Genomic DNA, 18090 nt, shown 5'->3' with positions numbered 1-18090 from the left:
AGAAATATAAGATTCATTGTTGATACTATTTCTTGAAATCCGACAATTTCTGTTATAAAAAAGATGGCATGTGAGGATGGATTGCTATTACCAACTCATATGCCATTTTTATATGATAAAAGATTAATTTTATTCAGACTTTTGCACTAATTCTTCGTCCATTGTATTAAAAAAACTCTCAATTTTATTTTTATCAACGAAGAAAAATTGCTTACCACAGATAACTTTTTCTGACATTAATTTTTGTAATCCGGTATATCCATCTGAATCATTTTCAATAATAAGTTTCTTATAAACGTCACTTGTTTTAAGGGCACATTCATCTTTTGGATAGGATTCATACAAACCGATATACCAGTTCGAATCGAATTTGTTATTTGTAGATTCAGTTAAATCAAAATCACCAATATCTACTGTGTAGAAGATATTCTTTCTGAAAATTGTATTATCTGAATATCCGTCCCATGAATCAGAAACAATTAATGACCTGTCTATATCTTTTTTCCCTCTGTGATTAGAGTGAATAATATTTCTTTCTATCAATGTGTTTCTTACCGGTCCTGCTATGTGTATGCTTGGTGAAAACATTCCTGCTCTGGTAGTTTTTGGACGTATTCCATCGCCAATACTTATATTATACTTTATAATGGAATTATTGTTCCCTATATTATACTTTCCTGCATTTCCTGAGTTACAAACCAGTACCATTCCACCATAATTATCATGACTATAATTATACTGGATAGTAGTGTTATTACAGTTATAATCAGAATCAAATCCCTGAGCATCCCATGGAGCCTTATGGTCAGAAACTACATTATATTGAATAACTGTATTGTCACAACTCCACGGCCAGAAACCTGCCGCAGCTTCTGTCATAGGAAGTACATCCGGGCAGTTTCTCATCACATTATATTCTATAAGAGTACTATCGCAGCCTATTGGAACTATTCCATCTCCAGGAACACCTTCTATAAGATTATTTCTGATTATAACATGTTTGTTTGGGAACCAATTATTTCTGTCATAATATCCACTCCATATCATGGCATTTCTTTCGCAACGCAAAATATGGCAATTTTCAATAACCAGACTATCGAATCGTGATTTCAAGCTGTCTCCAGAGTTTACTATCAATATACCTGATCCTCCACCTTGTTCCTTAACCAATGAACCGTTTACGTCGCGAACTGTTATATTATCTACAATAATACCCTTTGAGACCCCATAATCTTTACATTCTATTTTAAGACCAGTTCTCTTTGGTAAAGGTTCATGTCCCTTATTTACAATTTCAAGATCCTTTATTGTCAAATAATTTGAATTATAGACTTTCATTGCATACATAGAAACATCATTGCCGACAATAAGTGGCTTCTCTTCAGCTTCTCCATATGCGCCTACTGTGATTCTGTCATTATATGTCCCACTAGCCGATATTTCAAACTCACCAATGAAAACCTCACCACGTTTGAACAACAACTGATCACCTGGTTCTAGTTTTATATTCTTAATGTTCTTAACTGTTTTCCAGGCTTTATCTGGTGACAAACCAGAAAAGTCATCAGAACCGCAAGACGAGTCTACGTAATAGACTCTATGTACAGAATTACACGAAAATAATAAAACCGACAGTAATAAAGACAAAAGTAAATACTTACTCATAACAATACAATTAAGGTAATAAAGTAAAATTCCATTAATCCCATGGATATCTCACTCCCCATTCTTTTCGCAGAGAATCCATAAGATACATTATTCTTATAGTTTCCTTATGTGGCATATAAGGCGATTCTTTCCACCCTTTTTCAATAGCCTCAATGGAAGCTCTTACTTGATATTCGAAACCTGTAATCTGTTCCGGTGCCTTGTATTCGGTTTTTAACTTATAGTCCGAACCGAAAATTTTTATACATTCAGGATTATTGATATTTTCTATAACCATGAATCCTTTATCTCCCGAGATGACTCCCATTCGATCTGTCTTGGCATAAACAGATGATTGTAATGAGGCCATTTTACCATCTTTATAGAACAGAGTGATGTTCTCCTGCCCGTCAACTCCAGTATCTGTCAATTGACAGGCAGAATGTACTTCCTTGATATCACTTCCAAACGCCATAGCAGCAAAATTCAAAGTATAGACTCCTATGTCAAGAAGTGCCCCTCCAGCAAGTTCCGGCCTGGCTATTCTTTCTTTACCAGCAATCACATATCCAAGATTTGCTGACAGAGTATAAGGTTTTCCTATTACTCCTTCATCTAGCAGCTCTCTCATTTTAACAGACAGGGGCATATAACGTGTCCATATAGCCTCTGTTATGAAAACATTCTTTTCTTCTGCCAACTGGATAAGTTCTTCTGCCTGACGCGCATTAGCAGTAAATGATTTCTCGCAGAGTACAGGCTTGTCATTCATTATGCACAAGCGCGCATGTTCATAATGATGTGAATGAGGTGTAGCTATATAAACAAGATCGACCTCACTGTCGGCAACAAGTTCTTCATAACTTCCATAAGCCTTGTTGAAATTCCACTTCGATGCAAAATCCGAAGCTTTTTCAATACTTCTTGAGGCCACTGCATAACTTTCCACTTCTTGCATTGCGTTGATAGTGGCAGCCATTTTCTCGGCTATATGTCCACAACCAATAATACCTATCTTATATTTTTTCATTATTTATAAATTTAGTTTTTACAAAGCTATAAAAGTTTGGGAATATTATAGACAACGGCATATCCTTTTTTGTACCTTTGCAGTATGAAAAAGTTCGTCGATGTCATAGTGCCGCTTCCCATTGCAAATACGTTTACATACTCTTTGCCTGAGTCGCTTGAGGAACAGGTAGAGACTGGATGTCGTGTAGTAGTTCCTTTCGGAGTCAAGAAATATTATACTGCCATCGTAGTGAAAATACATTATTCTGCACCTGAGGATTACGAGACAAAAGATATCTCCGAGGTACTTGACAAGACACCTATAATGTTGGAGCGCCAGTTGGCCTTTTGGAAATGGGTGGCAGAATATTATCTGTGTACGCTTGGCGATGTCTATAAGGCCGCTCTTCCTTCCGGTTTGAAGCTTGAAAGTGAGACTGTGGTGGAATATAATCCTGATTTTGTTACAGATGAACCTCTTTCACCTAAAGAACAGCGCATACTTGATATTCTAAGTGTTGACACAGAACAGTGTATAACACAAATAGAGCGCGCCGGAAATATCAGAAATATACTGCCGGCAATAAAATCGCTGATGGAGAAAGATGCTATCCGTGTAAAGGAAGAACTGAAACGTAACTATAAACCAAAGACAGAAGTCCGTGTGCGCTTGCAGGACAGCATGCGCGATGAGTCCGTTCTTCAGAAACAGTTTGATATTTTAGCGCGAGCTCCAAAACAGCTTGCTCTTTTAATGAAATATATAGAGTTATCCGGCTGGATGCAGGAAGGAAAACTTCTGACAGAAGTTTCAAAGAAAACTCTATTGGAAGCTTCTGGTGCTACTTCATCAATTCTGAACGGTCTTATTGACAAACATATTTTCGAAACCTATAACTACGAGATAGGACGTCTTAATGCCGGAAAGACAGAAACAGTTCCATTGAATCCGCTTAACGAGATTCAGCAAAAGGCTTTCCGTTCAATAATGTCATCATTCCATCAAAAAAACATCTGTCTTCTTCATGGAGTTACTGCCAGCGGAAAGACTGAGGTTTATATACATTTAATAGAAGAAGTAATCAAAGCTGGAAAGCAAGTTCTTTATCTTCTTCCTGAAATAGCTCTTACCACACAGATTACTGAGAGGTTGAAAAGAATTTTCGGTTCACGTCTCGGGGTATATCATTCTAAATTTCCTGATGCGGAACGTGTGGAGATATGGCAGAAACAGCTTACAGACAATGACTATGATGTGATACTCGGCGTACGCTCGTCTGTCTTTCTTCCTTACCGCAGACTGGGATTGGTGATAGTAGATGAGGAACACGAAACATCGTATAAGCAGCAGGACCCTGCACCGCGCTATCATGCCCGGAGTGCGGCAATAATGCTTGCATCTCTCTATGGCGCTAAAACGCTTCTTGGTACAGCAACTCCAAGCCTGGAATCGTATTATAATGCCACTCACGGAAAGTATGCTCTGGTAGAAATGAAGGAAAGATACCAGCAGATACAGCTGCCGGAGATAGAAGTGGTTGATATAAAGGAACTGGCACGCAAAAGACGCATGTCCGGACATTTTTCTCCTTTTCTTTTGCAGAAAATGAGAGAAGCACTCGAGAACAAGGAACAGATTATACTTTTTCAGAACCGTCGCGGATTTGCACCGATGATAGAATGTCGTACATGCGGATGGGTACCGAAATGTAAGAACTGCGATGTGAGTCTTACCTATCATAAAGGTCTGAATCAGCTGACGTGTCATTACTGCGGATATACATACAGTGTACCCAAGTCATGTCCGGCTTGCGGAGGAGTTGAACTCGTGAACAGAGGCTTCGGAACGGAAAAGGTAGAGGACGATATAAAACAGATATTCCCCGATGCAACAATTGCACGTATGGATATGGATACCACACGTACACGTACTGCTTACGAGAGGATAATAAACGACTTTCAAGAAGGAAAGACAGATATACTTATTGGAACTCAAATGGTTTCCAAAGGATTAGATTTCGACCGTGTTAGTGTAGTTGGGATTCTGAATGCCGATTCCATGCTCAACTATCCCGACTTCCGTTCGTACGAAAGAGCATTCCAGCTTATGGCCCAAGTATCTGGCAGGTCAGGAAGAAAAAACAAGCGCGGTCTGGTAGTGCTACAAACAAAATCACCTGACATTCCACTTATACATCAGGTGGTGAACAATGATTACAATGCGCTCTATGATGAACAATGTGCCGAACGAAGCATGTTCCACTACCCTCCGTTCCACAGACTGATATACGTATATCTCAAGCACCGTAAGGAAGATGTATTGGAACAGGCAGCCAGCTGTATGGCATCCTATCTGCGAAATGGTCTTGGCGACAGAATTTTAGGTCCTGACCGTCCTCCTGTGGGAAGAATTCAGACACTGTTTATCAAGAAGATAGTTATTAAAGTTGAACAGCAGGCATCAATGTCGAAAATTCGCACTTATCTCCAGCAGGTTCAACGTGCAATAATGGAAGATGAACGTTTCAAGTCATTGACAGTTTATTACGATGTAGATCCTTATTAATTGGAAACCTGTACTTATATAACAATAAATAACCGAAAACAACTAAAAATATGAATATAGAATTAGACGTACATACACATACCATAGCAAGTGGACATGCCTTCAGTACATTGCAGGAGATGGCTCAGGCTGCATCAGCGAAAGGGCTGAAGTTACTGGGAATAACAGAACACTCATCCGGTATTCCTGGTACATGTGACCCCATTTACTTCCGTAATCTTCATGTCGTACCAAGACGAATGTATGGTATAGAACTGTTCCTAGGAGCAGAAATAAATATAACCGATTTCAACGGTAATATCGACATGGACGAGTTCTATCTCCGTATGCTTGATATACGTATAGCAGGAATACACTCATTATGTTATACGCACGGAACCAAAGAACAAAACACTCATGGTATGGTAAATGTGATTGCAAATCCATACATTAATATCATCAGTCATCCAGGAGACGGAACCGCAAGCCTTGATTTCGAACCAATCGTACTGGCATCAAAAAAATATCACACCCTTCTGGAGATAAACAACAGCTCACTAAAACCATGTCGTAACAAACCGGAAGCAAGAAATAACAATATTGAAATTCTACGGTTGTGTAAAAAATATGAAGTACCGGTCATTCTTGGAAGTGATGCACACATATCTTTCGATATAGCCGAATATGGTTATGCTATGCAGCTACTGACAGAGACTGAGTTTCCTGAAAAGCTGATCATTAATACCGATGTAGAACGATTTAAAAAGTATATAGGAAAATGAAGATACTATTCGTATGTCTTGGCAATATATGCCGTTCTGCTACTGCAGATGAGGTTATGCGTACCCTTTTAAGAAAAGAAGGCCTCGACAATGAGGTAGAAGTAGATTCTGCCGGAACAAGTTCTTATCATCGAGGTGAGTTACCCGACGAACGTATGCGTATGCATGCCGCACGTAGAGGTTACAGACTTACTCATCTGTCCCGACCTGTATGTACCGACGATTTCTACAATTTCGATATCATTTTGGGAATGGACGATCGCAATATTGCTAATCTTCGTGATATGGCTCCTGATATTGAATCGGAAAAGAAAATTGGACGCATGACAGACTATTGCCTTACGAAAGTAGTTGATTACGTTCCAGATCCATATTATGGTGGAGCACAAGGATTCGAGAATGTTCTGGATATACTGGAAGATGCCTGTCAAGGACTTCTTATTGAAATTAAAAAGAATATAGTAAAATAACATTTAACATTTGCAGTTCAGCCACTAAATGCCGAACTGCAAATTGACTATTTCAGAACATCAACAGGTTGTTCATAAATTTTTAATTATACCGGTACATCTACGGTTTCACCGTCTTCCCACCCCAATATTTCCATTTCTACAGTAATACCTGTATCTGTTTTTTTCAGATTAAAAATACAGTAACTACCAGCTTGAAATCTTTTTATAGTTTGGCTTGCAGCCATAGGAATGTCCGTAACAAACTCACCCTTGTCTGTTACTGCTTTTACTCTTAATTGCAATGTGGAAAAATCACCTGTAGGAAGTACTGGAAGATATGCTTTCTTCATCTCTTGAGACGCGATCTGCATTCCATTCTCATCAAAGGTCAAAGCTACCGATACAGATGGATTGTCTTCCATTACCGCCTCAGTCTGATTCTGAGGATTGAAATATGCAGACGAATAAAATATAGGATTTCCATCTGCCGTTGACATTTGTATTGAATTAAGATTGAATGCCTCACCGGTAGTATTTGTCACCTTAAAGATGATAAGTGATGTAAGATGCTTGAATACAACCCCTCTCAATACATTACCACCTTCCTCATTCTGCACCGGAGGCGCATACATTGGTCTGAACTGCCCCAAATGACGTGAATCATCTGCCGCAGACTGACTTATTCTACCATCTATCGGCACATTCAATCGTACCCCTCCATTTATTCCTATTTCCATAGGTGGATATATTCCGTAATAATAACTTGTCTCGACCTTATTGCCTACATACTCAAAATTTCCGGAACCTACCGAAGGACCTCCTACAAGGGTGAAATCGCACGCTGTTACATCATTGGCCGTACTTCCAATCATCATGCGGACCTTATCCCCACTATCCCATCTCACCTGAAGTTGCCCTCCGTTTGCCGGTAAGTTTTCATCAATAGAAGCCCTACTATATTTAGAAGCTTCTGTAACACTCATTGATATCTTAAAATTGGCAATATCTTCAGTATTTCCTTCTCCATTGTCGCTTCCCGAAGAATTATCTATCGTATCATTATCTGAAACACTAGTTTTTTCGCAAGAAGAAAGGCCGAAGAGTAATGCCGTTAAAAGAAAAAATCTGCTTACTTTATTCATAACAGATCAATTATTACCATTCACCCCAAAATATATCTCCCTCAGATCCGAAAGCTCCCGTATTTGAATCTACCGAACTTGCGCAAAGAATTCCTTCGGACATTATTTCAATACATTCGGAAACAGGTGCGACATACAATTCTTTTACCTCAACTTTTTTCAATTCTTGTTTCATAAACTATACCTATCAAATTATTAATTATCTAATGTTCCACAGATTAAAAGACAATATTAAACATGTATTTGTTCATTATAATATTCAAAGAATGGCTTTTATTGATTTAAGTCAATAACAAAAATGTACGAAAAAGTTCAAGGTCTTAACTATAATAACATCTTTCAGTTACAAATTAGAACAAAAAAAACCCACAAACTTCTTTCACATTGAAGCCTGTGGGACTAAGTTTATATCTTATTATTTATATCAGAACATATATGCCAAAGAAACCTGCCATGAATTTTTACGGAAATTTGGTTCAGTTTCTATTACTTCTTCCAAATTCTCAAAATATTTGGAAGTCATCTTGCTTGCACCTATGTTATAGTTAACTCCTAACTGAAGATGTCTCAAAAGTTTTAATCCAACTCCAACATTTACGCTAACAGCACATTTCTTACTTTTAAGTACAGCATCCACACCATTGTCCAAATTAAATCCGAACTGAGGACCGACAGCCGCAAAAACTCCCAACGTACTACCTAAACCTAGTGTCCATTTTAAATTTACAGGAACTTCAATAGATTTCAGTTTGTCAGCATCATTTCCTTCAAGCTTTACACCAGACTGAGAATAAAGAGCTGCAACATCCACACCAAGACCAACAATAGGAAGTGTAGCTTCCATCATAGGACCAACAAAGAAACCTGTAGCGTTGTCTCCTATTTCAGTTGTTACCTTAGACATGTCAAGACCACCTTTAATACCAAATTTTACCTGTGCCTGTGCAGGAACAGCCAATAACAAGCACACCATAATAACTAGAGTTGAAAAAATCTTTTTCATGATTGTTCTATTTTTTTGATTTACAATGGCAAAAATAATAGTTTAATATTAAAAAACAAGTTTTTTCTTAATATTTTATATTTTCTGATATAACAAACACTATTCAGTCTTAAATCATCGAATATATAACAAACGTCTGCCCAATAATGTTTAAACACCATTTAAATAGTATTTAAACTATATTCAGCAGACGTTCTAATAAGTATACTGTTTTTAATTACTTATTCAGTTTCCAAGTAAATCCATCCTTGGTATCTTTAACCTCGAATCCCAAAGCAGCAAGATTGTCACGTATCTTATCGCTTGTAGCCCAATCCTTATTAGCCTTAGCCACCATACGCTGCTCCAAAAGCATATCAACTACCTTTCCGTATGCTTCCTCGCGTGCAGCATTATTCTCAGCATCTGCTTTAAGACCAAGAATATCGAATACAAACATATTGAATACCTGTTTCAACTCTTCAAGATCAGCCTCACTGATAGTAGCCTTCTTATCGATTACAGTATTTATCATACGTGTAGCATCGAAAAGATGTGATATAACGATAGGAGTATTAAGGTCATCGTTCATTGCATCATAACATTTCTCACGAAGTCCGGCCGGTTCAATACCACTTGTGGTCTTAGAAGGAGTAATACGTTCAAGGTTCTTTACACCTTCCATTAAACGTTCGAGACCTTTTTCAGCAGCCTGAAGAGCTTCATTGCTGAAGTCAACAGTACTACGGTAATGTGCCTGAAGGATAAAGAAGCGGATTGTCATTGGCGAGTATGCCTGTGCCAGTAACTTATTGCTACCTGTGAAAAATTCATCAAGAGTAATGAAATTACCCAAAGACTTACCCATCTTCTGGCCGTTTATTGTAATCATATTATTGTGCATCCAATAACGTACCATATCATGTCCCTGCGAAGCCACACTCTGTGCTATCTCACATTCATGGTGAGGGAATACAAGGTCCATACCTCCACCGTGGATATCAAATGTCTCACCAAGATACTTCTTACCCATGGCAGTACATTCACAGTGCCATCCCGGGAAACCGTCACTCCATGGTGAAGGCCAACGCATGATATGTTCAGGCTGTGCACACTTCCAAAGGGCAAAATCGGCAGGATTATGCTTTTCCTGCTGGCCGTCAAGCTCACGTGTAGTATTGATTACATCATCAAGATTTCTTCCTGACAATTTTCCGTAATGATGGTCTTTGTTATATTTGGCTACATCAAAGTATACAGATCCCTGACTCTCGTAAGCATATCCGTTCTTCAGGATTTCTTCTACCAGCTGTATCTGTTCGATAATATGTCCCGAAGCATGAGGTTCTATGCTTGGAGGAAGAACATTGAGTGCTTCCATAGCCTTATGGTAACGGTTCAGATAATACTGCACTACTTCCATCGGCTCAAGCTGTTCAAGACGTGCTTTCTTTGCAATCTTGTCCTCACCGTCGTCGGCATCATGTTCAAGATGACCTACGTCTGTGATATTTCGCACATAACGTACCTTATATCCCAGATGAGTAAGATAACGGAAAAGAATATCGAAAGTGATTGCCGGACGTGCATGTCCCAAATGAGCATCGCCATACACGGTAGGTCCGCACACATACATACCCACATGAGGTGCGTGAGCCGGTTTGAAAAGCTCTTTCGTACGGCTCAGTGTATTGTAGATTAAGAGTTTATTTTCCATAATGCATAAAAATATGTTAGGTTGCAAAGTTATAAATAAATTCTATGACGGACATAAACTACCGTTAATTTTCTTTTAATACAGTAATATAATTGTCTGTTTTACTTCACAATAACCACTCCGCCCTCAGGCTGTATCACTACAGGGACAGATGATGAATTCTTTATTTTTAAAGTTTCCTTCTGCGGTTCACGCTTTTTGTTGTCATAATAATATATGCATTCATCACCATTAGACAACATAGAAAGATCAAGTTCAAGTTTTAAAGGTTCTTTCAGAGCACTCACCCCGGCAATATACCAATGTCCGTTATGACGGCGGGCCAAAACACAATACTTGCCAGGATAACCGTCTATGAATCGTGTCTCGTCCCACGTAGTAGGAACTTCCTTCATAAACTCTATCATAGATGCAGGAGCATCATACTGGTTATTAGGAGTTATCGCAAAGTTTTGAATAGGATTCTGGAAAAGCACAGCAGTGGCAATCTGGAACACATCAGTAGTACGTCGTATCGTTCCTCCATCATTAGTTTTGTTCAGTCTCTTGTTCAGGATCGTACCACCAAATTCCATACTACCTACAGTGTTACGTATAAATGGATGAAGAGTAGCATTAAACGCCTCATTATCATCGAAATGCTGGTTAAATATCAGGTTCTCTGATGCAAGAACAGCCTCACTTCCCACATAGTTCGGATACATACGTTCCCAACCACGAGGAATAGTACATCCGTGGAATATTATCATCAGTCCATGGTCATTTGCATCACTCAGTATATCCTCATAAAGCTCCATCATCTGCTGCTTGTCACTACCGAAGAAATCTACCTTCAAACCTTTCACACCACATTTCTGGAGCCATTTCATCTCACGTTTACGATCAATCGAATTACTCATGCACTGCTTTGCACACTGCGGAGCATCATTCCAGTATCCGTTTGAGTTATACCATACAAATACATCTACACCTTTACTTTGTGCATATTTGAAAAGTTCCTCCATACGTTCACGTCCTATATTGGTTTCCCAACCACCATCGATAAGAGTATATTCATACCCCATCTGTGCCGCAAGATCGATAAACTTTATCTGGTCTTCGTAATTAATGCTTGGGTCCTGCCACAGTATCCAGCTCCAAGTGGAACGTCCGAATTTATATTCCTGCGATGGTTCGTACAATGGTTCCACTACATCGAAAGGCACAGTAGTCTCCACTATCGGTTTCAGATTATCTCCCACAGTTATAGTACGCCACGGAGTTTCTCCCGGAAGTGCCATTCCCGGAGTAGACGCACCCAGTCCGTTCAGTTCACCCTCATTAGGGAATGCAATAGTATAAAGCCCTTCTTCGGTAGCGTCACTCAGATGCGACGCACAGTATTTGCTTCTTACACCAGTCTCCGACACCAAAGCCCAGTTGTCTCCCACATGGAAAAGACATGGAAACGTATATCCCTCACCATACTGCGATGTAGTAGAAATAGGAGCATCAGCCTTATATTCCTCCTCATAGCTAGGCTTTGTTCTCTTCCAACCCACCATAGGATCGCTCTGAGGACAAATAAATGTAGTGGTATTCTCAGGGAAATCAAATCCTGTAGCCTCAGACTTCATCACTATAGATGCAGTTTCGCCATACTGCGGCAATTCATAACGGAAAGCTATGTCATTATTGCTCACTCTGAACACTACGTCGTAAGAATTCTTATCGGCATTTTTGAATGTCACTCTCAGTTCGTTTGCATTATAATTTACAGACGACTGCTTGATTCTGTCCTGTACATAAGTTTTCTTTATTGACGATAATTTCTGTCCCACGTATGAAACGTTTTGGCTGAAATCACCTATGCTTGTGACAAATCCCAATGGAGAATCTTCCAGAATGATATTATTCTTATAAGTGACAGTATAAAGCGGCTTTCCTCCTTTTACAGAAATATCAACTTTAAGATTTGAGTCCGGACCTTTCACCGTAGCCTGCTGGGCGAATAATGGGGAAAATGACAATGCGAATGCACAGAATAAAAGATGTTTGTTCATAAGTATTATGTATTAATTAAAAACCTTATGACAAATATAATACTTTTAATCATAAAATGTACATTCAACACTTATTATTTTATTCTGATGACCTTTCAGTCAAATTCACATAAAACATATAATAAGTATTCCTGTTAAGAGAATAATCCCCTACTTCACTTCCCGGCTTATGATTACCAAGAGGTAAAGTATAGTCTGGATTATTAGGATCAGGCTTTGTATCAGTATACCAGAAGTTTAAAGAAGTTGCATTCTCTGGGTTATTAGCCATTCTCGGTGCTACATAAAAGAAAATTTTGACACCCTCTTTCAGATTAACTTTCTCATCACTTACACCATTCGCTAAAATATCAAATGGATTTGCTTCAGTAAACAGGTTATTTGGCGAAGTTTCTCCGTGATAGAAATACACTTCCTGTTCCAGATTCTTTATTCCAAGGTACAGTCCATATCCCTCTTTCACATTCACATCCGATTTAATTTCAATCTGTAAACGGCTAATCATACGCCCCAGTCCGATATTTAATTGTTGTGTTGACGATGTAACATCTCCCGTATATTCTCCAAACATATAAATATGCTTTACATGCCCAATCTGCAGACCGTAACTGTCGTTTGCCGATGGATCGGTTACATACGGAATTGTTATCTTCTCAGTTCTGAAAGTCTTTAAATTTGTGTTGACTTTATTCTCCTGATCAGTAAATACCACCTTCATAACCTCTTCTTCCGGAACATTCGCCATGATACATATAGCACAATTCTCGCCATGATAAAATTCATCTTGAGCAAGAGTTATATTATACGTAAGTACCCCGTTAGGAGTTGTCTCATCCACAAGATTTATATACTTGAACGGCTTCTCGCGAGTCCCTAATTCTCTACGTAAACTACCTTCGGAATCGAACTGAAGTATAGCCAGTGTCTTTAATGAGTTTTCCATTTCCGGAGTCATCGGATCAGATGCACGTGAATAAGTGTATGGTACCTGTCCCCATTCAAAATCAGTTACCGACACCCTTATTGTAAGAGAACCGTCCGAAACATTTCCAGTTTCATCATCAGGCATATTGTCACTACAAGATGTACATGTTAAGCCGCTTACCAAGGAAACTGCAACTACAACCAGTATATATTTCATGTAATTCATAATCATATTGCTTGTTAAATATCCTAATAAACATCATCTACATAATAGGTACATTCGTTTCCCAACCCACATTCATCCATTCCATAGCCGCAATTCCATCTTTAAGATTTATGGTTCCCATATAATGATAAGAATAACCGGTCAGAAAAAACTTTCTGCTCAGCATCATCTGAAATTGGCTTGGGACACCATTCACTCTCATTGAGAACAATATGATAAGCGGTGTGGAATAAGCGTCAGTAGGAAGAATAGATGTCTCATACACTACCTTTTCATTTGTAATTTCCACAGGCTCTGTAAGCGTCAACTTGGTATTCTTATTGCCTCTATATGCTATTAATGTATCCGTACCCAACGTCCAGTTCCACGGACTTTTTACATCATTTGAAATAGAATAATTATCCTGCAATCCGTCTATTTCCACACCCGTAGTCTGAACACCAAGTTTATATACATTATCCCCTGCCTTGATTGTAAATTTTAGTTTGGCTGTCTGATTAATCAATGGGTTAAGTTGTACTTCAACCACAGGATTTACCTCATTATCAAGTTCTTTTGTTACGCCCGCAGTACCTTTTGTAGTTTCAGCAAGACCAGTATTAAACCTATCCCTTTCATCATTGGCTATCACGTATTGCCCGTTCTCAATATACAGATGTTTATCATCAGTAAGTTGACGTGCCGGACCAATAGCCCTGAAAGTATATGTTCCCGATTCAAGATATAAAGGAACATCATTTTCGTCAGTAACATTGCCATCAGCATCAACTTTACATGGATACAAAGTGTTACCTTTAACCACAAACGATTTTACTTTTTCAAGTACATTACTCTGCTTATAAACAGCAATCCACAATGTTGTACCATCCGGTATCTTAACTGGTGAATAATTATCCAATGGATTACTGCGTGATAGGTCTGAAAGCGGTCCACCGTACGAACCGGAGAGAGTGAAATTCACATGCACGCATCCTTCCGGGATTTCTTCCTGATCATCCTCTTCATGCAAACCGTCTGTGCATGAAACCAGCATTATAGCCGTAAGGAACAAAAATATATATAATAAATTCAAAGTTCTAATCATACTCGTCAGGTTTAATAACTTAGTTTGTAATATCTCTAACAAGTCGTAGCTGACCGCCACTACCACCAAAATCTTGTGAGACAAAAATATATTGATTTATACCATTATCTCCTGCAATCTTTATTCTAAGTGTTTTAAAATTGTTACTGTCAACTTTATCTGTTGTCAATAAAATAGTTTCAGTACCAAAGTTTCCAACCTGTCCTGGCCTCCAATTGGAACCTATCATTCCAACTATTGGTATATACATTACAGCAGAAGGATTATCCCAATCATAATTCCGATAGTAATATTTATTATTTATATCATCATCCCTAAAAAGAAGCTCATCAGTTTTAGAAGCAGAATATTTTGAAATAACCAATACATAATTATCAACATCTGCAATAGGCCGTATTATATGCCATCGCATTCTATATGCCTCATCCGTCCCTATTTTCTTTATAGCATAAATAGTACCCCAAGATGGTCCCCCAGACTTTGGGGCACCAACACAGTCTTGTAATTCATCAGATTTACTAATAACATAAACAGAACTATACCCACCTATAGGATCAGAGTTCACATCATTAACATCTGTGTATTCTTCAGGACAATAATCATAATTATTATCATAAGGAACCTTTAAAGATATAACTTTTTCTGATAATATTACATACTCATTCTGACCAAAATCCGCACCATTCTTTTTTACATTCTTAAGAAAGGTAATATTTCCTGCAGCAGGACAACTTGGCATAATACTTAGAAATTCATCAGGCGTAGGAATACGCCATCCAGGAGGAACTGGTTGTTCTGAGATATTACCAGCCCAATTCAAAGTACCTGGTAACCCTTGTCCTGAGTTGTATACTGCAAAACCGGCGTATTTCTTATTATCAACCTCATATATATCTTCTATTTTTTCTATGAAACTTCCCCTATTAGGCCAATCTATAATATCATCCCTATTTTTAGGGACTTGAGTATTAGCCGTCGCATTAGATGTCACAGGATAAACCAATTCACCTTCTTCTAAAGTTTTAGGGAAATACGGAATATTCCTTTGGAACTGATAATAGAATCCTGTACAATTCTTAAAAGATGCTTCATCAACCGGACTAAACTCCGTAGCTCCCAAGTTTCTGTCTGCCCACAAAAGGTTGTCAAACAGCAAGGTATTTCCTAAAGCTACCTCCTCATACTTATCTCCCTGCTCCTCACCATTATCAGTCTCACCATCAAGCCACGGATATACCTCCGGTCTGATTGCTATCACATGAACATTACCGGACATAAAGAACACCTGAATATGATAGGAATAATTTTGTTTGAAATTAAGGTTTGTTTCTCCCAATCCTGAATCTGTAAGTTTTATTTTTACTTTTCCATTCTCAAGGTTGAATTTCTGAGCATCAACACCATCCAATGTAAGATATAAATTATATTCTCTACCAGCACTCAATGTAGGAAAGACAGTAGAAGTAACGAAATATTTTACATCTGTAGTTATTTTATTATTTGCGTCAGTTATAGCATCATCCCATACCCATAAAGTTCTCAGACTTCCGTTACTGTATTCTACCGAATTAGAAAAAGCATCAGTTTTCACATCATAATCCATAGAACTGTAATCACCTTCCAGCTCTATTTTTGTGACCTTCAAATCATCATATATATCACCCGTATTTTCATCCGGCTGTTGCAATATGCTTATCTTTAACTGCGACATGATATGTTTGAAATTCATCACAATCAAGCCTTTACTATCAATAGGCATATTGTCACGAACATATTCGAACTCACCTCTATAATAGTCCGTCAGTTGCTCGTTTACAGAATTTGTATCTGTTGGAATCTGAATTTCATTACTATCATCTATTGAAAAAGTATATCCAGTTGTTGTACCTGATTTGGGAGTAAAAGCATCTCTGTCAGTTGTTCTATTATCAGTAAGTCCGTATATCGTGAAATTATCCACAAGACGACTTCTGTTGGAATCATTTATCTCAATATAATGCCCCTCAGATTCTTTAGCAATAATACCATTTTGAATATCATCTTTGTTAATAAAAAGATATTTCCCATTTTCTAGTGAATTATCATAGGCCCACAAACGATAGCTTATACCTTTCTTAAAATTTGCATTTGGCGGAACACTTCTGGAGATATTCTCCCCCTTGCTTCCCACAATCTTTATTTCATCCGGATTATCGGCATATCCTTCCATGCCTTCCTTTACACATGAAAAGAAAAGCGCGGATATCAGAATCAAATTTACAGCTGCTATATATACTCTCTTTACCATAACTTCAATCATTATAAATTAGTACAATTACACTGTTCACGGATTTGTGGGTTGCACCGGATGTACATGAATACCTCCATCTTCCCATGGAACTGCTTCAGCCTTTACAGTTACTCCCGAACGGTTAAAATGTAAAAGTATATCATATCTATATCCTGGAATGAACTTATCCCCTGTTTCACATAAATTCCACTTTTCTCCTTCAATCACCATATTATCCCATGTTTCAGTGGTGAAAGCTGTCTCACCTCCACTGATGGAGTAGAAATCTGCTTTAACCTTAATTTTTAATTTAGGTCGGGAAGTATCATCAGTGTTATAATCTATCTTTCCAAAAGGATCCACATAATTAGCTTTCAACTGATCTTTATAATTCAAATCATGTGATACTACATAGCAAGCACCTAGCTCTATTTTTTCGCCCATATTTATTTTACCGGAGTAATGAATAGATATTTCATCCGGTGCAGGTGAATATCCACCGATAATATAAGTAGATTTATCTTTCTGCGCATCATTATCCTCTGAATCATAAGTATATAGTTCAAAGGAAGTTGGCAAATAAAATATTTTATAACCATCATCCAGATTGTCATTATAAACAGTTATCTCGACATTTTTCACCCCCACAATGTTATTCATCGATTCATCCCTTTCTCCAAGAAATCTGATACATGCCATAAGATGACGGAATTCCAATTCTTTGTCCGAATTTGTAAAAGGTTTATCACGTGAAGCCGAATGTTTAACACAACCATCGCACGTCATGAAATCAAATTTACCATTCTGATAATCTGGTTGCACCTGAAGTTTGGAATAGTTTCCATTTACAGGCAACAATGCTGCAGCAGGATAATACCCTGTAGCATGGATAGTAGCATCGGTACCGACAGGATATTTCTCTTTCGTATTGAACGCAATCCCTGTTTCCTTACTGTAATAGTCTATTTCATTATCAAGAATAGAGACAAACCACGGAGAAGCAATTACATTTTCTTCATTTTTTATCCATGTATCATGAAATGTTTCTTCATCCCAAAACAATAGCTGTGCCCTTTCCGCATCATCTTCTCCAGCCTTGGAATCGACAGTCGTATGAACGCTTATAAACGAAGCCTCATCATTGTCCGTATTCGGCTGTTCGTAAGCATCATTACATCCTGTCGTCATTCCCATACAAAGAACAGACGTAAACAGAATCTTCAATTTATATGTCAACTTGTCAATAATCATAAAACATTCATTTTAT

General features: G+C 38.1%; 14 protein-coding genes. 3 read left to right on the top strand and 11 right to left on the bottom strand.

Going from position 1 to position 18090, the window contains the following annotated elements; translation table 11 throughout:
* Positions 1-129 precede the first annotated feature (129 nt).
* Together Q0486_RS15160 and Q0486_RS15155 are read right to left on the bottom strand one after the other, a co-directional pair.
* Complete coding sequence (locus tag Q0486_RS15160; protein WP_299235234.1) at positions 130-1665, bottom strand: right-handed parallel beta-helix repeat-containing protein; 1536 nt, start codon at positions 1663-1665, stop codon at positions 130-132.
* Between the two features lie 34 nt (positions 1666-1699).
* On the bottom strand, positions 1700-2677 hold the full coding sequence (locus Q0486_RS15155) for a Gfo/Idh/MocA family oxidoreductase (protein WP_299235232.1): 978 nt from the start codon (positions 2675-2677) through the stop codon (positions 1700-1702).
* Between the two features lie 84 nt (positions 2678-2761).
* On the opposite strand from Q0486_RS15155, the gene priA reads away from it, so the two are divergent.
* Genes priA through Q0486_RS15140 form a run of 3 tightly spaced genes read left to right on the top strand, consistent with a single transcriptional unit; the run spans position 2762 to position 6455 of the window.
* On the top strand, positions 2762-5224 hold the full coding sequence (priA, locus tag Q0486_RS15150) for a primosomal protein N' (protein ID WP_299235230.1): 2463 nt from the start codon (positions 2762-2764) through the stop codon (positions 5222-5224).
* A 50-nt stretch (positions 5225-5274) separates the two neighbouring features.
* On the top strand, positions 5275-5985 hold the full coding sequence (locus Q0486_RS15145; protein WP_299235228.1) for a phosphatase: 711 nt from the start codon (positions 5275-5277) through the stop codon (positions 5983-5985).
* The gene (locus tag Q0486_RS15140) at positions 5982-6455 is read left to right on the top strand and encodes a low molecular weight protein-tyrosine-phosphatase (protein WP_299235226.1); all 474 of its coding nucleotides are present in this window, start codon (positions 5982-5984) and stop codon (positions 6453-6455) included. The genes Q0486_RS15145 and Q0486_RS15140 overlap by 4 nt, the downstream gene beginning before the upstream one ends.
* A gap of 86 nt (positions 6456-6541) precedes the next feature.
* Here Q0486_RS15140 and Q0486_RS15135 read toward each other — a convergent pair whose 3' ends face one another.
* The 9 genes from Q0486_RS15135 to Q0486_RS15095 form a co-directional block, all read right to left on the bottom strand.
* Entirely contained in the window at positions 6542-7579 is a 1038-nt protein-coding gene (locus Q0486_RS15135; protein ID WP_299235224.1) for a fimbrillin family protein, read from the bottom strand.
* Between the two features lie 13 nt (positions 7580-7592).
* Positions 7593-7754, bottom strand: coding sequence for a hypothetical protein (locus Q0486_RS15130; RefSeq protein ID WP_299235221.1), 162 nt, complete (start codon positions 7752-7754; stop codon positions 7593-7595).
* A gap of 249 nt (positions 7755-8003) precedes the next feature.
* The gene (locus tag Q0486_RS15125) at positions 8004-8582 is read right to left on the bottom strand and encodes a porin family protein (protein WP_299235218.1); all 579 of its coding nucleotides are present in this window, start codon (positions 8580-8582) and stop codon (positions 8004-8006) included.
* Positions 8583-8799: 217 nt separating this feature from the next.
* Positions 8800-10278: a cysteine--tRNA ligase gene (cysS, locus tag Q0486_RS15120; RefSeq protein WP_287677224.1), complete on the bottom strand. Its 1479-nt coding sequence runs from the start codon at positions 10276-10278 to the stop codon at positions 8800-8802.
* 101 nt (positions 10279-10379) lie between these two features.
* On the bottom strand, positions 10380-12320 hold the full coding sequence (locus Q0486_RS15115) for a glycoside hydrolase family 97 protein (RefSeq protein ID WP_299235213.1): 1941 nt from the start codon (positions 12318-12320) through the stop codon (positions 10380-10382).
* 79 nt (positions 12321-12399) lie between these two features.
* Positions 12400-13470, bottom strand: coding sequence for a hypothetical protein (locus Q0486_RS15110; protein ID WP_299235210.1), 1071 nt, complete (start codon positions 13468-13470; stop codon positions 12400-12402).
* 37 nt (positions 13471-13507) lie between these two features.
* Positions 13508-14554 carry a BF2992 family fimbrillin-A clan protein gene (locus tag Q0486_RS15105; protein WP_299235207.1) on the bottom strand — a complete coding sequence of 349 codons (1047 nt, stop codon included), beginning with the start codon at positions 14552-14554 and terminating at the stop codon, positions 13508-13510.
* 19 nt (positions 14555-14573) lie between these two features.
* The gene (locus Q0486_RS15100) at positions 14574-16841 is read right to left on the bottom strand and encodes a fimbrillin family protein (protein WP_299235203.1); all 2268 of its coding nucleotides are present in this window, start codon (positions 16839-16841) and stop codon (positions 14574-14576) included.
* A gap of 36 nt (positions 16842-16877) precedes the next feature.
* On the bottom strand, positions 16878-18074 hold the full coding sequence (locus Q0486_RS15095; protein WP_299235199.1) for a hypothetical protein: 1197 nt from the start codon (positions 18072-18074) through the stop codon (positions 16878-16880).
* Positions 18075-18090: the final 16 nt, after the last annotated feature.

This window comes from uncultured Bacteroides sp. (assembly GCF_937912035.1).
GTDB lineage: Bacteria > Bacteroidota > Bacteroidia > Bacteroidales > Bacteroidaceae > Phocaeicola.
This window is presented reverse-complemented; position numbering and strand designations above follow the sequence as displayed.